Annotated in this window: 21 protein-coding genes and 3 tRNA genes; 4 read left to right on the top strand and 20 right to left on the bottom strand. The window is 59.2% G+C overall.

The window, feature by feature from the left end; all coding sequences use genetic code 11:
- Positions 1 to 22: 22 nt before the first annotated feature.
- The 10 genes from ACWFVE_RS10930 to hemH all read right to left on the bottom strand — a co-directional run bounded on the left by ACWFVE_RS10930 (position 23) and on the right by hemH (position 10,460).
- Positions 23 to 1,279, bottom strand: coding sequence for a lytic murein transglycosylase (locus ACWFVE_RS10930; protein ID WP_447529302.1), 1,257 nt, complete (start codon positions 1,277 to 1,279; stop codon positions 23 to 25).
- 99 nt (positions 1,280 to 1,378) lie between these two features.
- Positions 1,379 to 2,929 (bottom strand): DASH family cryptochrome, encoded by a 1,551-nt coding sequence (locus tag ACWFVE_RS10935; protein WP_447529303.1) that lies wholly within the window; start codon positions 2,927 to 2,929, stop codon positions 1,379 to 1,381.
- A gap of 373 nt (positions 2,930 to 3,302) precedes the next feature.
- Complete coding sequence (mnhG, locus tag ACWFVE_RS10940) at positions 3,303 to 3,704, bottom strand: monovalent cation/H(+) antiporter subunit G (protein ID WP_447529304.1); 402 nt, start codon at positions 3,702 to 3,704, stop codon at positions 3,303 to 3,305.
- Positions 3,697 to 3,966: a monovalent cation/H+ antiporter complex subunit F gene (locus ACWFVE_RS10945; RefSeq protein ID WP_447529305.1), complete on the bottom strand. Its 270-nt coding sequence runs from the start codon at positions 3,964 to 3,966 to the stop codon at positions 3,697 to 3,699. Before ACWFVE_RS10945 ends, mnhG begins: the two co-directional genes overlap by 8 nt.
- Entirely contained in the window at positions 3,966 to 4,439 is a 474-nt protein-coding gene (locus ACWFVE_RS10950) for a Na+/H+ antiporter subunit E (RefSeq protein WP_447529306.1), read from the bottom strand. Before ACWFVE_RS10950 ends, ACWFVE_RS10945 begins: the two co-directional genes overlap by 1 nt.
- Positions 4,436 to 6,037: a Na+/H+ antiporter subunit D gene (locus tag ACWFVE_RS10955; RefSeq protein ID WP_447529307.1), complete on the bottom strand. Its 1,602-nt coding sequence runs from the start codon at positions 6,035 to 6,037 to the stop codon at positions 4,436 to 4,438. Before ACWFVE_RS10955 ends, ACWFVE_RS10950 begins: the two co-directional genes overlap by 4 nt.
- Complete coding sequence (locus ACWFVE_RS10960; protein WP_447529308.1) at positions 6,034 to 6,381, bottom strand: Na+/H+ antiporter subunit C; 348 nt, start codon at positions 6,379 to 6,381, stop codon at positions 6,034 to 6,036. The genes ACWFVE_RS10955 and ACWFVE_RS10960 overlap by 4 nt, the downstream gene beginning before the upstream one ends.
- An 18-nt stretch (positions 6,382 to 6,399) precedes the next feature.
- Positions 6,400 to 6,831 carry a Na+/H+ antiporter subunit B gene (locus ACWFVE_RS10965; RefSeq protein ID WP_447529309.1) on the bottom strand — a complete coding sequence of 144 codons (432 nt, stop codon included), beginning with the start codon at positions 6,829 to 6,831 and terminating at the stop codon, positions 6,400 to 6,402.
- Entirely contained in the window at positions 6,824 to 9,172 is a 2,349-nt protein-coding gene (locus ACWFVE_RS10970; RefSeq protein WP_447529310.1) for a putative monovalent cation/H+ antiporter subunit A, read from the bottom strand. The genes ACWFVE_RS10965 and ACWFVE_RS10970 overlap by 8 nt, the downstream gene beginning before the upstream one ends.
- A gap of 205 nt (positions 9,173 to 9,377) precedes the next feature.
- The gene (gene hemH, locus ACWFVE_RS10975) at positions 9,378 to 10,460 is read right to left on the bottom strand and encodes a ferrochelatase (RefSeq protein WP_447529311.1); all 1,083 of its coding nucleotides are present in this window, start codon (positions 10,458 to 10,460) and stop codon (positions 9,378 to 9,380) included.
- Between the two features lie 202 nt (positions 10,461 to 10,662).
- On the opposite strand from hemH, the gene ACWFVE_RS10980 reads away from it, so the two are divergent.
- The gene (locus tag ACWFVE_RS10980; protein WP_447529312.1) at positions 10,663 to 11,067 is read left to right on the top strand and encodes a thiol-disulfide oxidoreductase DCC family protein; all 405 of its coding nucleotides are present in this window, start codon (positions 10,663 to 10,665) and stop codon (positions 11,065 to 11,067) included.
- 24 nt (positions 11,068 to 11,091) lie between these two features.
- Here ACWFVE_RS10980 and ACWFVE_RS10985 read toward each other — a convergent pair whose 3' ends face one another.
- From ACWFVE_RS10985 to rnr, 9 genes are all read right to left on the bottom strand, one after another.
- Positions 11,092 to 11,394 (bottom strand): DUF6482 family protein, encoded by a 303-nt coding sequence (locus tag ACWFVE_RS10985; protein WP_447529313.1) that lies wholly within the window; start codon positions 11,392 to 11,394, stop codon positions 11,092 to 11,094.
- Between the two features lie 200 nt (positions 11,395 to 11,594).
- Positions 11,595 to 11,891: a hypothetical protein gene (locus tag ACWFVE_RS10990; protein ID WP_447529314.1), complete on the bottom strand. Its 297-nt coding sequence runs from the start codon at positions 11,889 to 11,891 to the stop codon at positions 11,595 to 11,597.
- 147 nt (positions 11,892 to 12,038) lie between these two features.
- Positions 12,039 to 13,424, bottom strand: coding sequence for a replicative DNA helicase (gene dnaB, locus ACWFVE_RS10995; protein WP_447529315.1), 1,386 nt, complete (start codon positions 13,422 to 13,424; stop codon positions 12,039 to 12,041).
- Between the two features lie 248 nt (positions 13,425 to 13,672).
- Positions 13,673 to 14,119 carry a 50S ribosomal protein L9 gene (rplI, locus tag ACWFVE_RS11000; protein ID WP_447529316.1) on the bottom strand — a complete coding sequence of 149 codons (447 nt, stop codon included), beginning with the start codon at positions 14,117 to 14,119 and terminating at the stop codon, positions 13,673 to 13,675.
- A 15-nt stretch (positions 14,120 to 14,134) separates the two neighbouring features.
- Positions 14,135 to 14,986, bottom strand: a complete 852-nt coding sequence (locus tag ACWFVE_RS11005; protein ID WP_447529317.1) for a hypothetical protein — start codon at positions 14,984 to 14,986, stop codon at positions 14,135 to 14,137.
- A 12-nt stretch (positions 14,987 to 14,998) separates the two neighbouring features.
- Positions 14,999 to 15,226, bottom strand: coding sequence for a 30S ribosomal protein S18 (gene rpsR / locus ACWFVE_RS11010; protein WP_009097135.1), 228 nt, complete (start codon positions 15,224 to 15,226; stop codon positions 14,999 to 15,001).
- 34 nt (positions 15,227 to 15,260) lie between these two features.
- Complete coding sequence (gene rpsF, locus ACWFVE_RS11015; protein WP_447529318.1) at positions 15,261 to 15,665, bottom strand: 30S ribosomal protein S6; 405 nt, start codon at positions 15,663 to 15,665, stop codon at positions 15,261 to 15,263.
- Positions 15,666 to 15,876: 211 nt separating this feature from the next.
- A complete protein-coding gene (gene rlmB / locus ACWFVE_RS11020) occupies positions 15,877 to 16,671 on the bottom strand; it encodes a 23S rRNA (guanosine(2251)-2'-O)-methyltransferase RlmB (RefSeq protein ID WP_447529319.1) in 795 nt (264 codons plus the stop codon).
- Between the two features lie 2 nt (positions 16,672 to 16,673).
- Positions 16,674 to 19,139: a ribonuclease R gene (gene rnr, locus ACWFVE_RS11025; protein WP_447529320.1), complete on the bottom strand. Its 2,466-nt coding sequence runs from the start codon at positions 19,137 to 19,139 to the stop codon at positions 16,674 to 16,676.
- 256 nt (positions 19,140 to 19,395) lie between these two features.
- Here rnr and ACWFVE_RS11030 point away from each other — a divergent pair.
- The 3 genes from ACWFVE_RS11030 (at position 19,396) to ACWFVE_RS11040 (ending at position 19,742) form a co-directional block, all read left to right on the top strand.
- Positions 19,396 to 19,482: transfer RNA gene (locus tag ACWFVE_RS11030), tRNA-Leu, on the top strand.
- 61 nt (positions 19,483 to 19,543) lie between these two features.
- A tRNA-Leu gene (locus tag ACWFVE_RS11035) sits at positions 19,544 to 19,630 on the top strand.
- Between the two features lie 25 nt (positions 19,631 to 19,655).
- A tRNA-Leu gene (locus ACWFVE_RS11040) sits at positions 19,656 to 19,742 on the top strand.
- A gap of 250 nt (positions 19,743 to 19,992) precedes the next feature.
- Here the strand turns inward: ACWFVE_RS11040 and ACWFVE_RS11045 are convergent.
- The gene (locus tag ACWFVE_RS11045; protein ID WP_447529321.1) at positions 19,993 to 20,856 is read right to left on the bottom strand and encodes a DNA/RNA non-specific endonuclease; all 864 of its coding nucleotides are present in this window, start codon (positions 20,854 to 20,856) and stop codon (positions 19,993 to 19,995) included.
- Between the last annotated feature and the right edge of the window lie 73 nt (positions 20,857 to 20,929).

Here is a 20,929-nt window from a genome sequence, read left to right on the forward strand (position 1 = left end):
AAATTACCGTACTGCGCCGCCATTAGCGAAGGCGCTCCAGCAGCGACTGCGTGGCGAAGCCATCCGGCGTCAGGCCCTGGTCACGCTGAAAGGTGCGCAGACCGCTTTGCGTGTTGGGCCCCATAATGCCGTCGGGCGTTCCGACCGAGTAGCCAGCCGCGTTGAGCCGCTGCTGGAGGGTTCTGACATCGTCCCGCGTTAAAGGTGCCTCATCCCGCGGCCAGGCCTGACTAATACCCGCGCGCCCGGCGATGGCGTCGCTCAGCGTTCCCACCGCGAGGGCGTAGCTGGTAGCGTTGTTGTAACGCAGGATCGAACGGAAGTTGGGCCCGACTAAAAACGCGGGGCCCTGGGCACCCGCGGGCACGATGATCGCTCCGCTGTCGAAGCCCGGTAGTTCGCCGTTGACCGCACGCACGCCCTGGCTTGCCCATTCGCTCGTCGAGCGACGCTCGGTTTGCGCGTAGTCGAAATCATCGGGCAGGATCACCTCTCGCCCCCAGGGCTTACCGGGCTGCCAGTTGGCCTTGGCAAGGTAGTTGGCGGTGGAGGCCATGACGTCGGGGATGCTGCCCCAGATATCGCGGCGGCCATTGTTGTCACCATCGACGGCATAGGCTTCAAAGCTCGAAGGAATAAACTGGGTATGCCCCATGGCCCCGGCCCAGGAACCTTTCATCTGCTCGGCGGAAATATCGCCTTCATCGATAATACGCAGCGCGGCAAGAAGTTCGTTGCGGGCGAATTCGCGACGACGGCCGTCGAAGGCCAGCGTGGCGAGTGCTTCGAGGGTAGAGAAGTCGCCAAAGTTGCTGCCGTAATTGCTCTCTATGCCCCAGATGGCCACGATGATCTCGGCGGGCACGCCAAAACGGCTCTGCATCTGGTCAGCGGTTTGGCGATGCGCCTGGAGCTTTTCCCGCCCATTGCTTACCCGTGCATCGGAGACGGCGGAGTCCAGATAGGCCCAAATGGGCCGAACGAACTCCGGCTGGTAACGATCGAGTTCGATGACACGCTCGCGGTAGCGCAAACCGTCGAAAGCCTCTGACAGCGTCGCCTCGCTAATGCCCTGGCTGCGCGCGTAGCGACGAAAATCCTCGAGCCACTGGTTGAAGCTGGCTGCGCTTAGCTGCTGGGCCCCGCGCGCATCCACTTCGCTCATTAGCTGCAGGTTCGCTTGAACAGGTGTCGCGGCCAGCAAACCGCCAACGGCCAGGGTAAGCGCGCCTACTTGCAGACCTCGATAACCTGCTAATATATTAACTTTCAACGACATAGTATCAATCTCCGGGCAATCCTTGGCAGAGATCGATAATGGCCTGGATTGGCAGTACTTACCAGCTAATGAAGTCAACGAAAGCGGCTAGCACTCCCCCTACTCTTCGGCTTCTTCAGGCTCTTCGACGGGCTGGCGGCTCTGGACAGCCTGTTTCTCCAATGAACGGGTCAGCTTGGTTTCGGTATAAGAGACTTCTTCGCGACCCTCATCGGATTTCAACGGCTCTTTGGGCTCAAAAGCGCCCGGCACGGGTTCGTCAAGCAACCACCGGCTCCACTCCCGGGGTGACACACAGGGTGGCTCGAACGTCTTTGGCGCACAGCGCCACGGCTGGTGGCGTTTCGCGCTGAGTTCGAAGGATGCAAGCTCAGGCAGCCAATGCGCGACGTAGAGCCCTTTGGGGTCGTAGTGCCTGGCCTGTTTCAACACGTTGAAGTAGCGGTCCTTGCGCCCATCGCGGCCGGTACCGGCAAGGTGGCTCCAGTTGCCCCAATTATTGGCTGCATCGTAATCGACCAGGCAGTGCTCGAACCACCAGGCGCCAAGGCGCCAGTCGACGCCAAGGTCCTTGATCAGAAAACTGGCTACGTTTTGGCGCGCCCGGCTGGAGATCCATCCGGTTTGGCTGAGCTCGAGCATGGCGGCGTCAATGAACGGCACGCCGGTACTGCCCTCCCGCCAGAGGTCGAATTTGTCGCAGGGTTCGGGCAGCGCTTCACTGCCAAAAAGCCTGGCCTTTTCCACCTGAGCGTTGCGATGGAAGTAGTCGCGCCAGAGAAGTTCGAAAACGATCCACTGACTCGACTCGGTCTCGCCGTTCACTTTCTCCCAGGCCTTGATTTCCTTGTAAACCTGACGCGCCGAAAGACAGCCGCGAGCAAGCCAAGGGGAGAACCGGGTCGAGAAGTTGGCGCCCAAAAGGCCGTTACGCGTCTTTTTATAGGACTCGGCGCCGCTTTGCTGCCAAAGATACTGGTCGAGACGGCTACGGGCCGCTGTTTCCCCTCCGACGAAATTGAACCCTTGACGGTCATCTGGCTGCCAAAAAGCGCTTTCTTCGCTCACGGCATGGAGCGGTGGAAAGCCGCGGGAGGCATTTTCGGGCCAGCCTGGCAGCGTAAAGGGGGCGTCGAGCGCTTCCGAGACTTCCCAGTGTTTTTCCAGGCGCTGGCGAAATGCCGAGAAACTGGCCGGCATATCCTCCAATGCGAAGGGAAGATCTTGCTGGTCGAAAAGATAGCCGTTTTCCATGCATTCAAGCACGCTGGGTGAAGGCAACGACTCAGCCACGCGGCTGATGTGCTCAGCCTCTTCGTAACCCGAGTGTGTCGCTACCCTTACACTGCGCGCCTGATACTCACTGGCAAGCTTTACGACCGTCGAGGCGGGGTCGCCGACACGTACCAGAAGGTCGCTACCGCGCTGCAAGAGTTCGCCGCGAAGCTCCATCAGGCTTTGCCATATGAAACGCAGCCGCGCAGGCCCCAAGCGCGGCGTCTGCTCTCCGGAAAGGCAGGGTTCGAGCAAGCGCTCATCCAGCACATAGAGACAGATAAGTTGATCCGGCCGCGCGTCGAATCTTAATAGCGGGTTATCCGCCACGCGTAGATTGTCGTGTAGCCAAACAATATCGGTCGTTAAATTCATGTCAGGTGCCTCCTAAGCGTGCTCTGCTGGCTGGGTGTGCATGGGCGGCGTTATCCGCTGTAGCGCTCCAAACAGCTTGGCGTCCAATACAACTTCATGTATGGATGCGGGCATAGAACGCGGTCATCGTGGGCTTAATAACCAGATCCGGGGCATGTCTATGGAGTGTCTCGACGCTGTCAAGCGTAATAGCTGAACAAGGTATCTTATACAATACTATTATTGTACATGGACAGTGTCCATGTTTTTTCGCTTTGGGTCAAACGGATACAAAAAAACCGCCTCATAAGAAGCGGTTTAATTCATTATCATAAGTTAATTAAAAACGTATCGTTTCATCTTTTTACGCTGGCATCGATCAAGCGTTGGTGGATCAGGGGTCGCTGGCACGAGGTGGGCGCTTGGCATTTTCCTGGGTTTCCAGCCCGCTTTTAAGCTCGTGGGTCAACGGATCGTAGTTGGGCTTGAGCTCATCCTTGACGGTGCCACTCCATAGTTTGGAGCCCACGAAATAGCCCGCCCGACCGATAACATGGGCAGCCACCGGCGCCGTCATGAGAATGAACAGGATAATCGCAAAGGAGCGCGCCACCACCCCGACCTCGGCAAAATGCATAGCCGCCGCGAGCATGATCAGTATCACGCCGAGCGCTGCGGCCTTGGTAGTCGCGTGCATTCGGGTCAAAAGATCCGGCAGGCGCAAAAGCCCGATCGCGGCCAGCAGGATAAACAGCGAGCCCCCCAGCAGCAGCGTTCCTTTTATGACATCAATCATCCCGCGGCCCTCCTCTTTCCAAAAAGCGGGCGAAGCCGATCGCGGCAAGAAAGCCCATCAGCGCGATCACGATGGCGGCGTCCAGAAAACTGGCCACTTCGGACTGGACGGCATAAACCCCCACCAGCCCCACCACCGTGGTCGAGAACAGTTCCAGCGCTACGACACGGTCCGGCAGGCTCGGCCCGCGTACCACGCGTACGAAGGTAAGCACCAGCGCCAGCCCCATGATGACCTGGCTAATTAAAATGACGGTACTCATTAGCGAAATAGCTCCAGTGCGCGGTGCTCCATCTCTTTGAGGTTGCGCCGCAGCTCGTCCTCATCGTCGAGGAACATGGCATGAATATATAGCACCCGCCGGTCGTCGGAGACGTCCAGGCTCAGGGTTCCCGGGGTCAGCGAGATAAGGTTCGCCACCATGGTGATTTCCATCTCCGTGCGCGCCGACAGCGGCATGGCGATCACACCAGGCTTCATGTGCCAGGGCGGCGTCAGAATATCGAACCCGACCCGCAGGTTCGCCTGGATGAGTTCCTTGATGAAAAACCCGAGAAAGCGAATGATGCGCGGGATGCGCGCGGGATAGCCCTTGAGCGCGTCGACCTGGTGCTCGATCAGCACCAGCGCGATATAGCCAAAGATCATCCCCACCAGCAGATTGAGGCCGGTGAAGTCGCCGCTCAGCAGCACCCAGGCAAGGCCGAGCAGCAAATTCCAAATCGCGCCGGTCATGGCAATTCCTCCCCAGGCGCGCCGACCTGCTCGGCCTGTAATTCAAAAGGCTCGACGATCGCCGCGTCGGCACTATCGGCGCCGCCCAGTACGGCTTCCACATAGCCTGCCGGATTGAAGAGCTGCTCACCGATAATCGTCATGACCTGCATGATCGGTTCGGCGAAGAGACCGATGGCAAGCGACATGAACGCCAACACGACCACGGGCAGATACATGATCCAAAGACTTGGCTTGAGAAGACGCCCATCATCGCCCACGGGCGTTTGCGCCGCGGGCACCTCGTTATCCTCGGGAAGCGCTTTCCAGAAAACCTCGTTCCAGATTTTCACCATGGAGTAGAGCGTCATTAGCCCCACCGCCAGCGCAATCCCGGTGGCAACGTAGGCTTCGGCCTCAAGGCCTGCGCGAATGAGCACGAACTTGGCAAAAAAGCCGGAAAGCGGGGGTATGCCCGCCAGCGAAAATGCCGAGACGAAAAACGCCACGGCAAGCCCAGGCGACTGGCGGTAAAGCCCGCCCATCTTCTTGAGTTGGTAGGTGCCCTGCAGCCGATGGGTGATACCGCTGATCAAAAACAGATTCGTCTTCACCACGATGTTGTGCATGATCGCGAACACCCCGCCGGCGATGGCCAGCGGCGTAAATATCGCCAGCCCGAGAATCATGTAGCCGATCTGGCTGACGATATGAAAGGACAAAATACGGCGGAATTCGTACTGCGCAGCGGCGCCCAGCACCCCGGTCACCATGGTCAGCACCGCCCCCCATAGCATGATGTCCTGCAAGTAGCCCATGGTTTGATCGAACATCAAGGTAAAAACGCGAAACAGCGAGTAGACCCCCACCTTGGTCAAAAGACCGGCAAACAGCGCCGACACCGCCACGGGCGGGGTGTGATACGAAGCGGGCAGCCAGAAGAACAGCGGAAAGGCGGCGGCCTTGATACCAAAGGCGACCATGAACATCACCGCCAACACCTCGACCATGCCTGAATGCTCGAGCTGTTCGATGCGCACGGCGATATCGGCCATGTTGAGCGTGCCCACGGTGCCGTACAAAAGGCCGATGGCGGTCAAAAAGATCACCGAGGCCAAAAGATTGAGGGTCACGTACTTGATCGCCCCCTCCATCTGCGCGCGCTCCCCGCCCAGAATCAGAAGCGCGAAGGACGCCACCAGCATGACCTCGAACCAGACATAGAGGTTGAAGATATCGCCGGTCAAAAACGCGCCGGCCACCCCCGCCAGCAGCAGGTGCATCAACGGGTAGTAGCCGAATTTTTCGTGGCCGCGCCCGGTCGAGGCCAGCGAGTAGATCCCCATGGCCAGGCCGATGATACCGGTCATCAGGATCATCACCGCGCTGAGCATATCGGCGATGAGCGTAATGCCGAACGGCGCCGGCCAACTGCCCATTTGCATGGTCACGTAGCCGTCGTTCAACACAGAGACGAACAGCCAAAGGCTTACGACCAGCAAGGCAACGTTACCCGCCACGGCAAGAAAGCGCTGCATCGGGCGCGAGCGCCAGAAAAGCAGCGACAGCGCCCCGGACAACAGCGGAAGTAAAACGGGCAGTGCAACTTCAGGCCTCACGTGTCGGTATCCTTCATCTTATCCAGGTCGTCTGCCTTGACGATTTCGTAGGCGCGGCGGATCAACACCACGGCAAAGGCCAGCACGCCAAAGGCGATCACGATGGCGGTTAGCACCACCGCCTGGGGCAGTGGGTCGGCCACTTCGCCAAGCGGCTGGTACATACCTTCGGGAATAAGCGGCGGCGCGCCGCGGGTCATTCCCGCCGTCGTAAAGATCAAAAGGTTGGCGGCGTTGGACAAAAGCAGCAGCCCGATCACCAGTTTGACGATGGATCGGCGTAGCATCATGAAGACGGCGGTGGCGTATAAAAGCCCGATCGCCAGGGCCATTATCGGCTCCATAAACGGCCTCCCTGCTCGTTAAGGTTCATCTTTATCCACCTCCATCAATGCCATGACCATACCCACCACCGAGCCCAGCACCGCCAGATACACACCGACATCGAAAATGAGCGGCGTCGACGCCTTGAACTCGATGATCGGGATGGTCCACCACTGGGCAGTCAAAAAGGGCTGATCGAGAAACCAGGCGGGCACGACGGAAATCATGCCCAGCAACAGCCCAATGCCGATCAAATCCCGCGGGTCCAGCATGCGCAGCACCTCTTTGGTGGCGCTTACCCCAAAGGCAAACAAATACAGCGTAAAGCCCCCCGCCGCCACCAGCCCGGCAATGAAGCCACCGCCCGGCTCGTCGTGGCCGCGCAGCAATAGAAACACCGAGAACATCAGCTGCAGCGGCATCAAAAAACGCGCCGCCGTGTTGAGGATGATCGTCCCTGATTTAACCATCGATAGGCTCCTTGGCCGCCGCTTTATCGTCACTGGCCTTGGCCTCTTCGAGCGCGGTATGACGAAGCTTGAGCATGGCGATCACGCCGATCGCGGCCAGCGCCAGTACGAACATCTCGCCTAGCGTATCCAGCGCCCGGTAATCCACCAAAATCACGTTGACGATATTGCGCCCATGCGCCAGTGGCGCGCTGTTCTCCACCATGTAGGTCGAGATCGACTCGAACTGGTCGATACTCCACGCCGTCATGACCAGCAAAAAGATCAACACGCCCATCGCCGTGGCGATCGCGCCGTCGCGCACGCGCTCAAGGCTGGTCGATAGATTGGAAAAGCGCGGTAGCCTGAACAGTACCAGCACCAGCAAAATGACCGTCAGCGTCTCGACGAGCAGCTGCGTAATGCCCAGGTCCGGCGCGCTAAAGAGGATGAAGATCAGCGCGATGGAAAAGCCCATGATGCCCACCGAGACCACCGCGCCCAGCCGGGAGCGCGAAATGGTCGCGAAAATGGCGCCCATCGCCATGGTGCCCACCACGATGAGCTCGTGAAAGCGTACGTCCAGCTCGAAACTCAAAAGCGGCGTATGGCGCACCAGCAGCGAATAGCCCACCAGCGCGATCAACACCACCAGCATGACCAGAATATAGTTGCGCATATAGCCGTTTTGCAGAATGCGGGTCTGCCACTCGGAGAAGCGCACGATCGCGTTCATCGCGCCTTCGTAACCCGCCTCTGGCCCGCGCCGCTGGATCGGCGCCAGCACGCTGAGCCGGCCGCGCACGCTATCCCAGCGTTTGAAGAGCAAAAAGCCCAGCGCCAGACTCACGACCGACAGAATCAGCGCGGCGTTGACGCCGTACCAAAGCGAAAGCGATACCTCGAGGGTTCTTCCCACGATGGCGCTGGCCGCCGCGGTCAAAAGTGCGTCGATGCCGAAAAACGCGGGGGCCAACCCGAAAAACAGCGAGCCAAAGGCAAGCAGCGCCGGGCCAATGAGCATGCTCGGCGGCGCCTCGTGGGGCTCGATCGGCGTTGGCCGATACTTGCCGAAGAACGGGCGCAGCGCGACGATGGCCGCCACCGCGATGGTCATGATCGCCGAGGCGAAAGCAAGCCCCAAAAGCACCGCCTGAAAGCCTTCCGCACCGAGCACCGCTTCGAGCATCAGCTCCTTGCCGATAAAGCCAAATAGCGGCGGCACCCCGGAAAGCGAAAGCGCGGTGACGAACGCAATCGTGGCAGTCACCGGCATCACCGTTCGCAGCCCCCCCATCTCGGTCACGTCCTTGGTGCCGGTTTCGTGGTCCAAAATCCCCGCCACCATGAACAGCGCCCCTTTGTACAGGGAGTGGGCCAGCATGAAGGTGACAAAGGCGGTCATGGCATAGTCGGTGCCAATGCCCAACAGCATGGTCAGCGTGCCCAACGCCATGATGGTGGAGTACGCCAACAGCTTTTTGATATTGGTATGGTGGATCGCCAAAAAGGCGCCGGTAAACATGGTGAACGCGCCTACTAGCGACAGCGTCCATACCCAAAGCTCGGTGCCACCAAGCTCTGGCTGCAGGCGTGCCATCAGGTAGATACCCGCTTTGACCATGGTGGCGGAATGCAGATAGGCCGACACCGGCGAGGGTGCGGCCATGGCATTGGGTAGCCAGAAGTGAAACGGAAACTGCGCGGACTTGGTAAACGCACCCAACAGAAGACAGACCACCATCGGTACATAAAGCGCGTGCTCGCGAAGGTCTTCGCTTCCAGCCAGTATCTCGGAGAACGACCAGGACCCACTGGCAATACCCAAAAGCACCAGCCCGGCCATTAGCGCAAGCCCGCCCGCCACCGTTACGAACAGGCCTTGCCGTGCGGAGTTACGCGCCTGTAGATCGGTATGGTTAAAGCCGATCAACAGGTACGACGTAATGCTGGTCAGCTCCCAAAACACGAACAACGTCAACAGCCCGTCGGCCATGACAAGGCCCAGCATCGACATCATGAACGCCAGCATCGCCACGTGAAAACGCGCGATGTCCGGGCTGCCTTTCAGGTAGCCGCCGGCATAAACCAGCACGCAGGTACCGATGATCGTAATCAAAAGGCCGAACAGCAACGATAGACCATCGATCATGAAGGTCAGGCTGATGCCCAGTGAAGGCACCCATTGCCACTCTAAAAGCAGCGGGCCTTCTGTGACGATACTGCCCGCCTGGCTTAAAAGCCACGCCGCGATGGCACCAGGAAACAGGGCCAGCAAGAAGCTTGTCTGCTGCCCGAACCAGCGGTTCATCAAGGGGGCTGAAGCGGCCAGTAAAAAACCTAGCAAAATGGCGAGCTGCATCTAACGTGTTCTCCCTGAGTGATGCCCAGGACCATGGGCACACATGTCGCGGCGACTCCATTACCGCAGCGTTGAATAACTGTGATACTAAAGGCGTAAACCTTATAACAGCAAGCCGCGGGTTGCCATCGAGCGCGTGCAAGCACGCGCCCGAAAATTCACTTAGCCTGCTAGGTTAATGCTTGAATTTCCTTATATTATTCTCTTAACGCGGCGTTGAAAGCCACCCTCCCAGTTCCGTGTTGATCACCTCGACCAGCGCATCGATATGATCGTCGCGATCGTTCAAGCAGGGAATATAACTAAAGGTCTCGCCCCCCGCGTGGATAAAGCCCTCGCGTATCTCCTCTTCGACTTCCTCGAGGGTTTCAACGCAGTCCGCCGAAAACGCCGGCGAAATAACCGCTATATGCTTGTGCCCTTGGCGGGCAAGTTCGGCCACGTGCTCGACGGTTTGCGGTCCGACCCACTTTTCCGGGCCAAACTGAGACTGAAACGCCGTGTCGATCTCTTCTTTATCGAAGCCAAGGGTTTCGCGCAGTAGCCGCGTGGTTTTCTGGCAGTGGCAGTGGTAGGGATCACCTTCCATCAAGTAACGCTCAGGGACGCCGTGGTAGCTTGCCACCAGCTTGCTGGGTCGAGTCGCGAAACCGCTATACGCCTCTTCTACCGAGTTGGCCAGCGCCCTGAGATAACTCGGGTGGTCAAAGTAGGCGGGGACGGTACGCAGCGCAGGCTGCCACTTCATTTTCATCAGGCTACGAAACGCCTGGTCGTTGGCCGTGGCCGTGGTGGGCGAGCCGTACTGCGGATAAAGCGGAAAGAAGACGATCCGCTCGCACCCCTTCGCTTGCATGGCGTTGAGCACGCTGGGCGTCGACGGATTGCCGTAGCGCATGCAAAAATCCACCTCGACGTCATCGCCGTAGAGCGCCTTCAAACGCCGAGCGATTTTGTCGGTCTGCGCGCGGGTAATGGTCAAAAGCGGGCTTTCGTCGTTTTCCGTATTCCAGATGCTCTTGTACGCCTTACCCGAGGCAAAGGGCCGCTTGGTCAAGATGATGGTTTGTAATAACGGCTGCCATTTCCAGTCGGCGTAGTCCACGACGCGTTTGTCGGACAGAAACTCGTTCAGGTAGCGCCGCATGGACCAGTAGTCCGTATTATCCGGCGTACCCAGATTGGCCAGCACCACGCCGACCTTTTTACGCGCCACCGGCGGATGCGACGCCGGCGCGTGCATCAGGCGCCCTTCACCTGGCTGATCTGTCTGAACGGTCTCATTCATGGCCATCCCTCCTGAAGATTTTTAGTAGCGAAAGCTTACCACTTTTCAGCAAATTCGCGGTATGAAGTTATACTATTAACATTATTTGTATAACTACGGATTCAATTATGTCCAGGCCGAACTCTTTTGCGTAAGCTCCCACTAAAACAGGCCGTGCTACGGACAGCCCCCTTCACTCAAGGCTATAAAGGCCGGTAACACCATGAAAAATTCTTTCGAAGCCGCCAAAAACGCCGCCGCGCCGGTCACGCTTTTTTACGATGGCCGCTGCCCGTTTTGTCAAAAAGAGGTCGCCTGGCTCTCCAAACATCATCATCGCAATAGGGTGGAGCTTGTCGATATTCGCGCGGAAGGTTTCGAGCCCATGCCTTCGGGGCCGGCTTTCGATGCGCTCATGGGGAAGTTGCACGTACTCGACAACAACGGAGCGTGGTATATCGGAATGGATGCGAGCCGGGCCCTCTATTCAGTGTTGGGCTACCGGCGATGGGTCTGGCTTTCTTGCTTGCCGGGCCTGCGCGGGGTGATGAATGCAGGCTACCGTTTATTTGCCCGCCACCGTGTACGGCTGGGGCAGTGGTACGAAAAACTCGTTGCGGGTGGGTGAAAAATTAAAGCAGCGCCAGGGGTATTAGAAAACCAGCGGCATCCGCGAGGTGAGTGGCTCACTATAGTGCGCAGCGCGGCCGATCATTTCATCGTGGGGCACGTGCTGAACCAGGTAGGCGCGGTGAATACCGGCACGCTTTAACTCGAGATAGACATCGTCGAGGGAGCGGAACAGCATCGGCTTGTTCTGCCGGGTCAGCATGTGGCGGCTGCCCTCAACATCTTCGAGCTCTACCTGATAAAAGCGGCTACCCGAATGGGTAATGACGCGAATTTCGAAGTTATCGGACTCTTCGACGAAGCCCTTGAGTGCGTTTAAATCCATGGATCCTTCCTTTTGTTAGGGGTCATGGGGCACAGCGTGACGCCTCCCCATGACATTATTGTTACCGTACATTGTAACGTTAGCGCAAATTCTCGAACTGCGCTTTTGTCACTGCACCAGGGCGCTAAGACGCCCACCCAACAAAAGAGTTCCTGACCGAATGGTTAAACGCGACCCACGGCCCTTTTACGGGGACTGCGCTACTGGTACTGCGAAGGATCGATCGCTTTACCCAGGGAATTACGGTCGATCCAGTTGCCGCCTTTGGTTTCCTTGTAGCGGAACACGACCTTATCGCCTACGACCACGGGCAGTTCGCCATCTTCGGTTTGATAGCTAAAGGATTCACCGTTCACCACCAGGTAGTAGCGGTAAAGATCCGGCATGCCCAGCCACTCCTTGAAAGGACCTTCGCGCTCCAGCGACTCGAGCTCCCCTCGCCCTTCCAGCTTGGGAAGACGTTTGCGGTTACCCCGCTTGAAACCACCACCCGCCATGCTGCTACTCCTGTGTTGCTGACATCTGTTTTTCAACATCTGAATTTAACGATCGGCTTTCATATCGTCGGTCTTCAAACGTTCGCTAAAACGTTTCGGCTTGAAACCAAGGGGCGGCATTATACGGCCTGGGCTCGGGGGCTCAAGTTATTCGCCAAACGCTTGCCCGTAGCTGTCCGGCGCCAGGTCCTCGAACCGGGTGTACTTGCCGATAAAGGCCATGTGTACCGTACCAATCGGCCCGTTACGCTGCTTGCCGATGATGAGCTCGGCAATGCCCTGGTTATCCGGGTTGTCCGGGTTGTACACCTCATCGCGGTAAACGAAGGCGATGACGTCCGCATCCTGCTCGATGGCCCCGGATTCGCGCAAATCCGACATGACTGGGCGCTTGTTGGGGCGCTGCTCCAGCGAGCGGTTGAGCTGGGAGAGCGCGACCACCGGGCAGCCGAACTCCTTCGCCAGCCCTTTGAGCGAGCGGGAAATTTCCGAGATCTCGCCGGTCCGGTTTTCGGAAAACCCGGGGATCTGCATTAGCTGCAGATAGTCGATCATGATCAAGGACATATTGCCGTGCTCCCGCACGATCCGGCGCAGGCGCGAGCGCATCTCGTTGGGTGAAAGCGCGGCGGTGTCGTCGATGAAAAGCTGCTTGTCCTTCAATAAATTGACCGCCGAGGTCAGCCGCGGCCAATCCTCGTCCTCGAGCTGGCCCGAGCGCACCCGGGTCTGGTCGATACGGCCAAGCGACGAGAGCATACGTAGCATCAGCGACTCCGCAGGCATCTCCATGGAGAACACCATCACCGGCTTGTCGCTGGAGATCACCGCGTGCTCCACCAAATTCATGGCGAAGGTGGTCTTGCCCATGGAAGGTCGCCCGGCGATGATCACCAAATCCGAAGGCTGCCAGCCCGAGGTCATTTCGTCCAAATCGCGAAACCCCGACGAGAGCCCGGTCATCTCACCTTTCATGTTGAAAAGCTCGTCGATACGGTCGACGGCCTTGGTCAACAGCTCGCTCATGCCAATGGGACCACCGGTTTTCGGCCGCTCCTCGGCAATCTGGAACACCAGCCGTTCGGCTTCGTTTAAAAGCTCGTCTGCCGGGCGGCCCTGGGGCGAGAAGGCGCCATCGGCAATCTGGTTGGCCGCGCGAATCAGCTTTCTGAGCGTGGCGCGCTCGCGCACGATATCGGCGTAGGCGCGAATATTACTCGCCGACGGCGTGTTGCGGGCAAGCTCGGCCAGAAAGCCCAGCCCGCCGACGGTGTCGAGCTGGTCGCGGGCTTCCAGTGCCTCGGAAAGCGTTACCACGTCAAGCGGCTGGCCGGCTTCGGCCAGGTGGATCATGACGTTGAACACCAGGCGATGTTCATAGCGGTAAAAGTCATCCGCCGCCAAGCGCTCCGAGACGTTGTCCCAGGCCTGGTTGTCGAGCATCAGTCCGCCCAGCACCGACTGCTCGGCTTCGAGCGAGTGCGGGGGCAACTTGAGCGCGGCGGTTTCCTGGTCCGTGGAGGACTCCTCCATCGCGGGCTCCTTTCAATAGCGCGATATGCGTGGCGTGGCGGCCACTATCTTACTCAATCGAACCGTTCAACGTCTGGCATGCGTTAAACGGCCTTCGAGGCGGCTTTGCAAGACGCCGCATGCCTTGCAAAGCCGGCTCAGCTTCGACCCTCGACCATTTCAAAGAGTTTGAACGGTTTTAAGGGGCTTAAACAACAAAGGGCGCGGGAGAACCCGCGCCCTTTTTGGCGTCGATGGATGCGCGAGCGTTACTCGGCAACCACCACAACGCGAACCGTTGCGTCGACTTCGGCATGCAGATGCAGGGCAATGTCGTATTCGCCGGTTTGACGAATCGGACCCAGCGGCATGCGAACTTCGCTCTTGGCAACGTCGATGCCAGCAGAGGAGATCGCATCGGCCAGATCGCGCGGACCGATCGAGCCGAACAGTTTGCCTTCATCACCCGATTTGGAGACCAGCGACAGTTCGATGTCGTTGAGCTGCTCCGCGCGTGCTTCGGCTTCTGCTTTACGCTCAGCGGCTTGAGCTTCGAGCTCGGCGCGCTGCGCGTCAAACGCCTCTACGTTTTCCTTGGTAGCCGGTACGGCCAGGCCGTAAGGTACCAGGTAATTACGGCCGTAACCGGGCTTTACAGTGACCTTGTCACCCAGGCCGCCCAGCTTACCAATCTTGTCGAGCAGAATGACTTCCATCTCGTAAACCTCTAGTCAATTGCTGCGGGTAAGGCGTGCGCGAACGTTCGCGAAAGTATCGATCAGCCCCAACAGCAGCACAATGAGAATCGTGGGCAAGGTTGTGATCAGCAGTACATAAAATACCGCCAGCCACAGCCCGTTCATCCCCTTTAATCCAATAAACCAATGCACTAACGCAATACCGGCCACTAACAGCGGCACCCAGCCAACGATCAGGATCGCTTCGCCGCCCAGCAAAAGCCCCACCACACCAAGAATCGCCAATAGCGCGAACTCTTTGGGGGACAGGCGCAGCGCGTGAAACTCTTCACGAAAGCCGCCGGGATTATAAAGCCCGGCCTGCGCGCTACGCCCCAGGGCCAAACAGGCCACCGACACCAACAAAACGATCAACCCTGTCACACCGCCGACCACCATGGCGGCCAGCGCCCGGGTATCGTAGCCCTGGCGTGCGAACTCGTTGAGCATGTTGTCGATATCAGCCGAGCTCTCTCTTAGCTGCTCGAGCATCAGCTCTGACCCGCCCGGCGGGCTGAAGACCCCTAGCTGCACCATAAAGGCGGCAGCCAGCGTGCCTACGATCAGGGCTTCGCTCCAGCGCATCCGCTCGCGCAGAATGACGGCCATCAGCGTGGTCAACAGCACGCTTGCCAGCGGGATGACGTCGCCCTGTACCCACCAGAACCCGGCGGGGATGGCGGCAGCCAAAATAACCGGCAGCGCCGGTGCAAACCCGCGGCGCAGAGTCACCAAAGCAGCAACGGCGGCCCCGATCCAAAAGAGCCAAGGCACCAGGGATGCAAGCGCCGCTACGCCAACGGCGTAGGGTGTTTTCTGCATCAGCCAACGTGCCAGTGCCAGCATTACGTCAAGCGCTTATTGGTGGCTATCGGAATAGGGCAGTAGTGCCAGATAGCGCGAACGCTTGATAGCGGTCGCCAGCTGGCGCTGGTAGCGTGCTTTAGTGCCGGTGATACGGCTCGGAACGATCTTGCCGGTTTCGGTGATGTAAGCCTTCAACGTGTCCAGATCTTTATAGTCGATCTGCTTGACGCCTTCAGCGGTGAAGCGGCAAAACTTACGGCGACGGAAAAAACGTGCCATGGATGAGCTCCTTTAAAACGTGCGGTGGAGAAACTTAGGCAGTTTCTTCGGTTTCTGTTTCAGAGTCGGCGTCAGCGTCGTCGTTGCGCGGCTTATCTTCACGACGCGGGCGCTTCTCTTCTGCCGGTTTCATCATCGGCGATGCTTCGGTGACCGCTTCCTTGCAGCGGACAACGAGGCTACGGATGATGGCATCGTTGAAACGGAAGATGTTTTCGATCTCTTCCAGGGTTTCACCGGTGCACTCGACGTTCATCAGCACGTAGTGGGCTTTGTGGATCTTGTTGATCGGGTATGCCAGATGGCGGCGGCCCCAATCTTCCAGGCGATGCACGGTGCCCGAGCTTTCGGTCACGATGCTGGTGTAGCGCTCGACCATAGCCGGCACTTGCTCGCTCTGATCCGGGTGGACCATAAACACGATTTCGTAATGACGCATGGAATCTCCTTGCGGTTTGACAGCTTCCGATGCGCGCCCGCCATAGCGGCCGTGACAGGGAAGCAAGGAGTTAACTGAAATGCCTGTCTGAAACGCCGCTTAAAACGGCGCCTCGATTCAAGGCATCAAGCAGAACTGTCGTTTTGAGAGGCATACGCCTCATAGCGCCCGCGGCAAATAAACGGGCGAGCGCATTTTAGGGGGGTTAGGGTCAACTTGCAAGCTGGCGCTGGCGAACCGCCTCGAATAGAAAGATACCCGCAGCCACCGACACATTGAGACTGGAGACCTGACCGGCCATGGGGAGCTTGGCCAAATGGTCACAGCTTTCCCGGGTCAACCGGCGCATGCCCTTGCCCTCGGCCCCCATGACCAGCGCGGTGGGCCCTTTGAAATCGATGTCGTAAACCGCCGCGTCGGCCTCACCGGCGGTACCGGTCACCCAAACGCCAAACTCCTTGAGCTTGGCAAGCGTACGCGCCAGGTTGGTGACCTGGTAGACCGGCACGACCTCTGCCGCGCCGCAGGCCACCTTACGCACCGTGGCGTTGAGCGGGGCGGCGTTATCCTTGGCGACGATTACACCGTGGGCGCCGGCCGCATCGGCACTGCGCAAGCAGGCACCGAAGTTATGCACGTCGGTCACGCCATCGAGCACCAGTAGAAGCGGCGGCGCAGGGGCCTGCCAGGCGCGCAGCTTTAGCCATAGCGACTCTTCGCCCTCTGCGGTGAGCGGCGGGCAAAACGCGACCACGCCCTGGTGGGCAGCGCCACTGGTCACCTGGTCGAGTATTTCCCTGGGCTGCTCCTTGAGCCGCGCGCCCCCTGCTCGAGCACGCTCGACAAGCACGTCAAGGCGCCTACCCGCGCCCTGCTGCACCCAAAGCTCGCGCGGGGCTTCGCCCCGCTCCAGCAAGCTTTCAAGCGCGTGGACGCCGTACACCTGCTCAAGGCCTTCAGGCACCTGAACGGCGCTGCGCGCGCCACGCCGGGATGCTGACTTCATGCTTATTCCTTATCCAACGATGGTTTCTTGGGCGCCCTGCGCGAGCGCTTGGGCCCGCTACGCGTGGTGGGCTCCTCGGCCTTTGTTTCGGGCTTACCCGCGGCGCTGCGCTTGGCCGGCTGACGACGCGGCTTATCCGGCTTATCGGATTTCGCAGGCTTATCCGACGCTGCCGACGCCTCGGCACCCTTACCCGGGCGCTTGCGCGGCTGGCGGCGCGGGCGCGGCTTTTCATCGGTCAGGCCAAAGTCGATCTTGCGATCATCCATATCCACCCGAGCGACCTGCACGGACAGGCCATCGCCCAGCCGGTAGGTCGTGCCGGTGCGCTCGCCTTTCAGGCGATGCTTTTCGGCCTCGTAATGGTAGTAGTCCGAAGGCAGCGAAGTGACGTGGACCAGCCCTTCGACGTAGAAGGTATCCAGACGCACGAACAGCCCGAATTGGGTGACCGAGGCGATGGTACCGTCGAAGGTTTCGCCGAGCTTGTCGGACATGAACTCGCATTTGAGCCAGCTCTCCACATCGCGGGTGGCTTCGTCGGCCCGACGTTCGGTCATCGAGCAGTGCTCGCCGAGCTCGAGCATCTGCTCGAACGTATAGGGGCACCACTTGCTGGGCGGCTCGACCGGTGCGCCTTCGACGCGCACCACGGTATTGGTCTGGCGCGGCCCGCGAATCACCGAGCGAATCGCGCGATGCACCAGCAGATCCGGATAGCGGCGAATCGGCGAGGTGAAGTGGGCGTAGGCCTGATACGCGAGGCCGAAATGCCCCTCGTTTTGCGGCGAGTACACCGCCTGGTTCATCGAGCGCAGCATCACGGTCTGGATGATATCGGCATCCGGGCGGTCACTGATCGCCTCTCTGAGCGCCTGATAATCCTGGGGCGTGGGCTCGTCGCCACCACCTACCGAGAGACCCAGCTCGCTCAGGAACAGGCGCAGCTTTTCCAGCCGCTCCGGCGTGGGGCGTTCGTGAATCCGGTAAAGCGCCGGCAGGTCGTGCTTGTCCAGAAAGCGCGCGGTGGCCACGTTGGCCGCCAGCATGCACTCCTCGATCATCTTGTGCGCGTCGTTACGACTGCGCGGGACGATTTCCTCAATCTTGCGCTCTTCATTGAAGATGATCGCCGTTTCGGTCGTCTCGAAATCGATCGCGCCGCGGGCTTCGCGGGCCTCCTTGAGCAGACCATAAAGCTCGCGAAGATCCTCGACCGGCTTGACGAGGCCCTTGTGCTCTTCACGCAGCGCCTTGCCCTGCTCGCTTTCCGGCTCCAGCATCGCCGCGACCTTGTTGTAGGTCATACGCGCGTGGGAGTTCATGACCGCCTCGTAGAACGAGTAGCGGCTGATCGCCCCGGTCTTGGAGATGTTCATCTCGCAGACCATGACCAGGCGGTCGACATGAGGGTTCAGCGAACAGAGGCCGTTGGAGAGAAGCTCCGGCAACATGGGCACGACCTGGCCCGGGAAGTACACCGAGTTACCACGCGTACGCGCTTCGTCGTCGAGTGCGGTGCCGGGACGAACGTAATGCGAAACGTCGGCGATCGCCACGATCAGCTTCCAGCTACCGGACTTGGTCTTCCACGCATAAACCGCGTCGTCGAAGTCCTTGGCCGACTCGTCGTCGATGGTGATCAACGGCTTGTCGCGTAGATCGACCCGGTGCTGCTTGTCCTCTTCCAGCACCTCGGCGGAGATCGTGCTGGTTTGATCGATCACCTCCGGCGGGAACTCTGCCGGAATCTCGTAGCTGCGAATGGCAATGTCGATTTCCATGCCCGGGTCCATGCGCTCGCCCAGCACTTCGACCACCTCGCCCACCGGCTGCACGCGGGTGGCGGGCTGCTGGGTGATTTTGGCCGAGACCACCTGACCGTCTTTCGCGCCTTCGCTTGCGGTATGCGGAATCAGCACTTCCTGAGTGATCCGCGGGTTCTCCGGAATCAGGATGCCGAATTCCGGCGTGTTGCTGCGATACACCCCGACCAGCGTCTGGGTATTGCGCGCGATGACGTCGGCAATGGTCGCCTCGTCGCGCCCGCGACGATCACGGCCGCTGACCCGTACCAGCACATGGTCGCCATGGAAGATGCGGCGCATTTGCCGCGCGGGCAGCAGCAGATCCGGCTTTTTACCGTCGTCGCGCACCAAAAAGCCAAAACCATCACGGTGGCCCTGTACTTTACCCTTGATCAGGTCGAGCTTGTCGATCAGTGCGTAGGCACCGCGGCGGTCGCGCAGCACTTGGCCGTCGCGCTCCATGGCCGCCAAGCGGCGACGCACCGCTTCGAGATGATCCTCATCCTCGATGCCGAGCATGCGGCTCATGTTTTCGTGAGTGATCGGCTTGCCGTAGCTTTCGAGCGCGGCGAGCAGATACTCCCGGCTGGGTGCCGGATTATCGTATTTATGTGCCTCACGCTCGGCGTGTGGGTCATCACTTAACGTCCAGTACTTCATGTGATCGTCGTCCTTGATGGCGTTTGCGGGAGGCGAAAAAGAAAGGCCGCGCAAGAGCACGCCCTATAGAGACGGTCAGGCGTTTTTACAAGATAAAACGCGCTGAAAAATTTCATGGTTTGTTTGGTCATTGGTGCAGTATAGCGCTGCCGCTTCAATCACCCAACCGTCAGCGTACCCAATCGCGCTTTTTTTACTTAAAAACCGTATGCAACACTTGCATTTAAACCATGGCTCGGTATCATACGCGCCACTTGCCCAGATGGCGGAATTGGTAGACGCGCTAGCTTCAGGTGCTAGTGTCCGTATGGACGTGGAGGTTCAAGTCCTCTTCTGGGCACCATCAAACGTCGAGTTAACCCCTTTTCACGATGGCAGATGGTGTAAAACAAGGGTTTGTATTCGCCCGGGTGGCGGAATTGGTAGACGCGCTAGCTTCAGGTGCTAGTGACTGTATGGTCGTGGAGGTTCAAGTCCTCTCCCGGGCACCAATCGAATACAAGCAATAAATGATGCGCCCAGGTGGCGGAATTGGTAGACGCGCTAGCTTCAGGTGCTAGTGTCCGTATGGACGTGGAGGTTCAAGTCCTCTCCTGGGCACCATGAGCAACATGGGCCCGTCCGCATCATTTAACGGTACTTATTCCCCCTTCCTTGCTCTACCCCTTTCTGGTTTATCGTCATTACTCTACCTTCTTTTCGATGCTGTACCTAAAGCAACACCGTGGCTTTTTACGCACATCCAGTCGCTCCCTGACCTGCCCAACAACGCTCGTCCAAAACTCTCCATGCCTGGAAACACCGCTTTAAAAAACGAAGGTGGCTCAAACCGATGCCCCTCCAGCAACGCGTCTTAATGAAACCGCCCTGGCCGTTTCGACACCTCTTCAAGTGCCCACCCTTGAGTGCGTAGCTCGCCCTCCAGCACCGCTTCGAGTTGTGGCGAGAGGTTGGGGAAGAAGTTGAGTCCGGTGCGTGCTTCGATCTCGTCGATGGTGACCAGGTAATCCGCCAGCGGCTCGTTGCCGCGCACGTCTTGCGGCATGATGAAGGCCAGCGCCAACGGCGCCTCTGCATGCGGGGCCACGATGATTTTATAGAATGCCTCGGGCACTTCGACCAGCCCCACCCGGTTCAATACGTTGTCGGTGAAGCGCTCGGGGAAAACCGGCCCGGTAATGACCTGCAGGTAGTCGAAGCGCGGTGCGAAGTGATCCATCACCGACTCCTCCAAACGTTGCCACAGTTGGCGGTTCAGCTTCGGACGCTGAGGGCTCATATTGCTCATCTGGAAGGTATCGAGCTGGGCGTTTCGTCCGTAAACGGCGGCGATGGCGTAGTTGGGCGCCATGTGGCCACGGTCATAGCCGCTGCCCGAATAGCTGTCGGTGCCAACCGGCCAGAGCGTTCGCCAGTCGGCGCGAAAGTTGGGCCGCGAGCCAATACGGGTATCGTCCGGCACGGCCCTCAGCTGGTAGCTCACCCACAGCGGATTGATGCGTACATCCGACCAGCCCACGATGAAACCGTCGTTGCGCAGCACGCGGTGAAAAGTGGTCAGGCTCAGATCCTCCCAAGTGGGTGCGCCCATCCAGACCGCCTCGCCTACTTGCTGGCGCTCCTGGAACTCCCAAAGCCCGCCCCCGACCACCACGAATAGCAGCGCCACTCCAAAGCGCCGCCCCCGGCGGCCCCAGCGCGAAAGCGTTTTTCCCACCGTGTTTCTCCCTACCTTGCCTTGTTTTCTTTTTCTAATTCGCCGCTACTACTTCGCCGCTACTACTCAAGGC

It is taken from the genome of Vreelandella mediterranea, assembly GCF_970647075.1.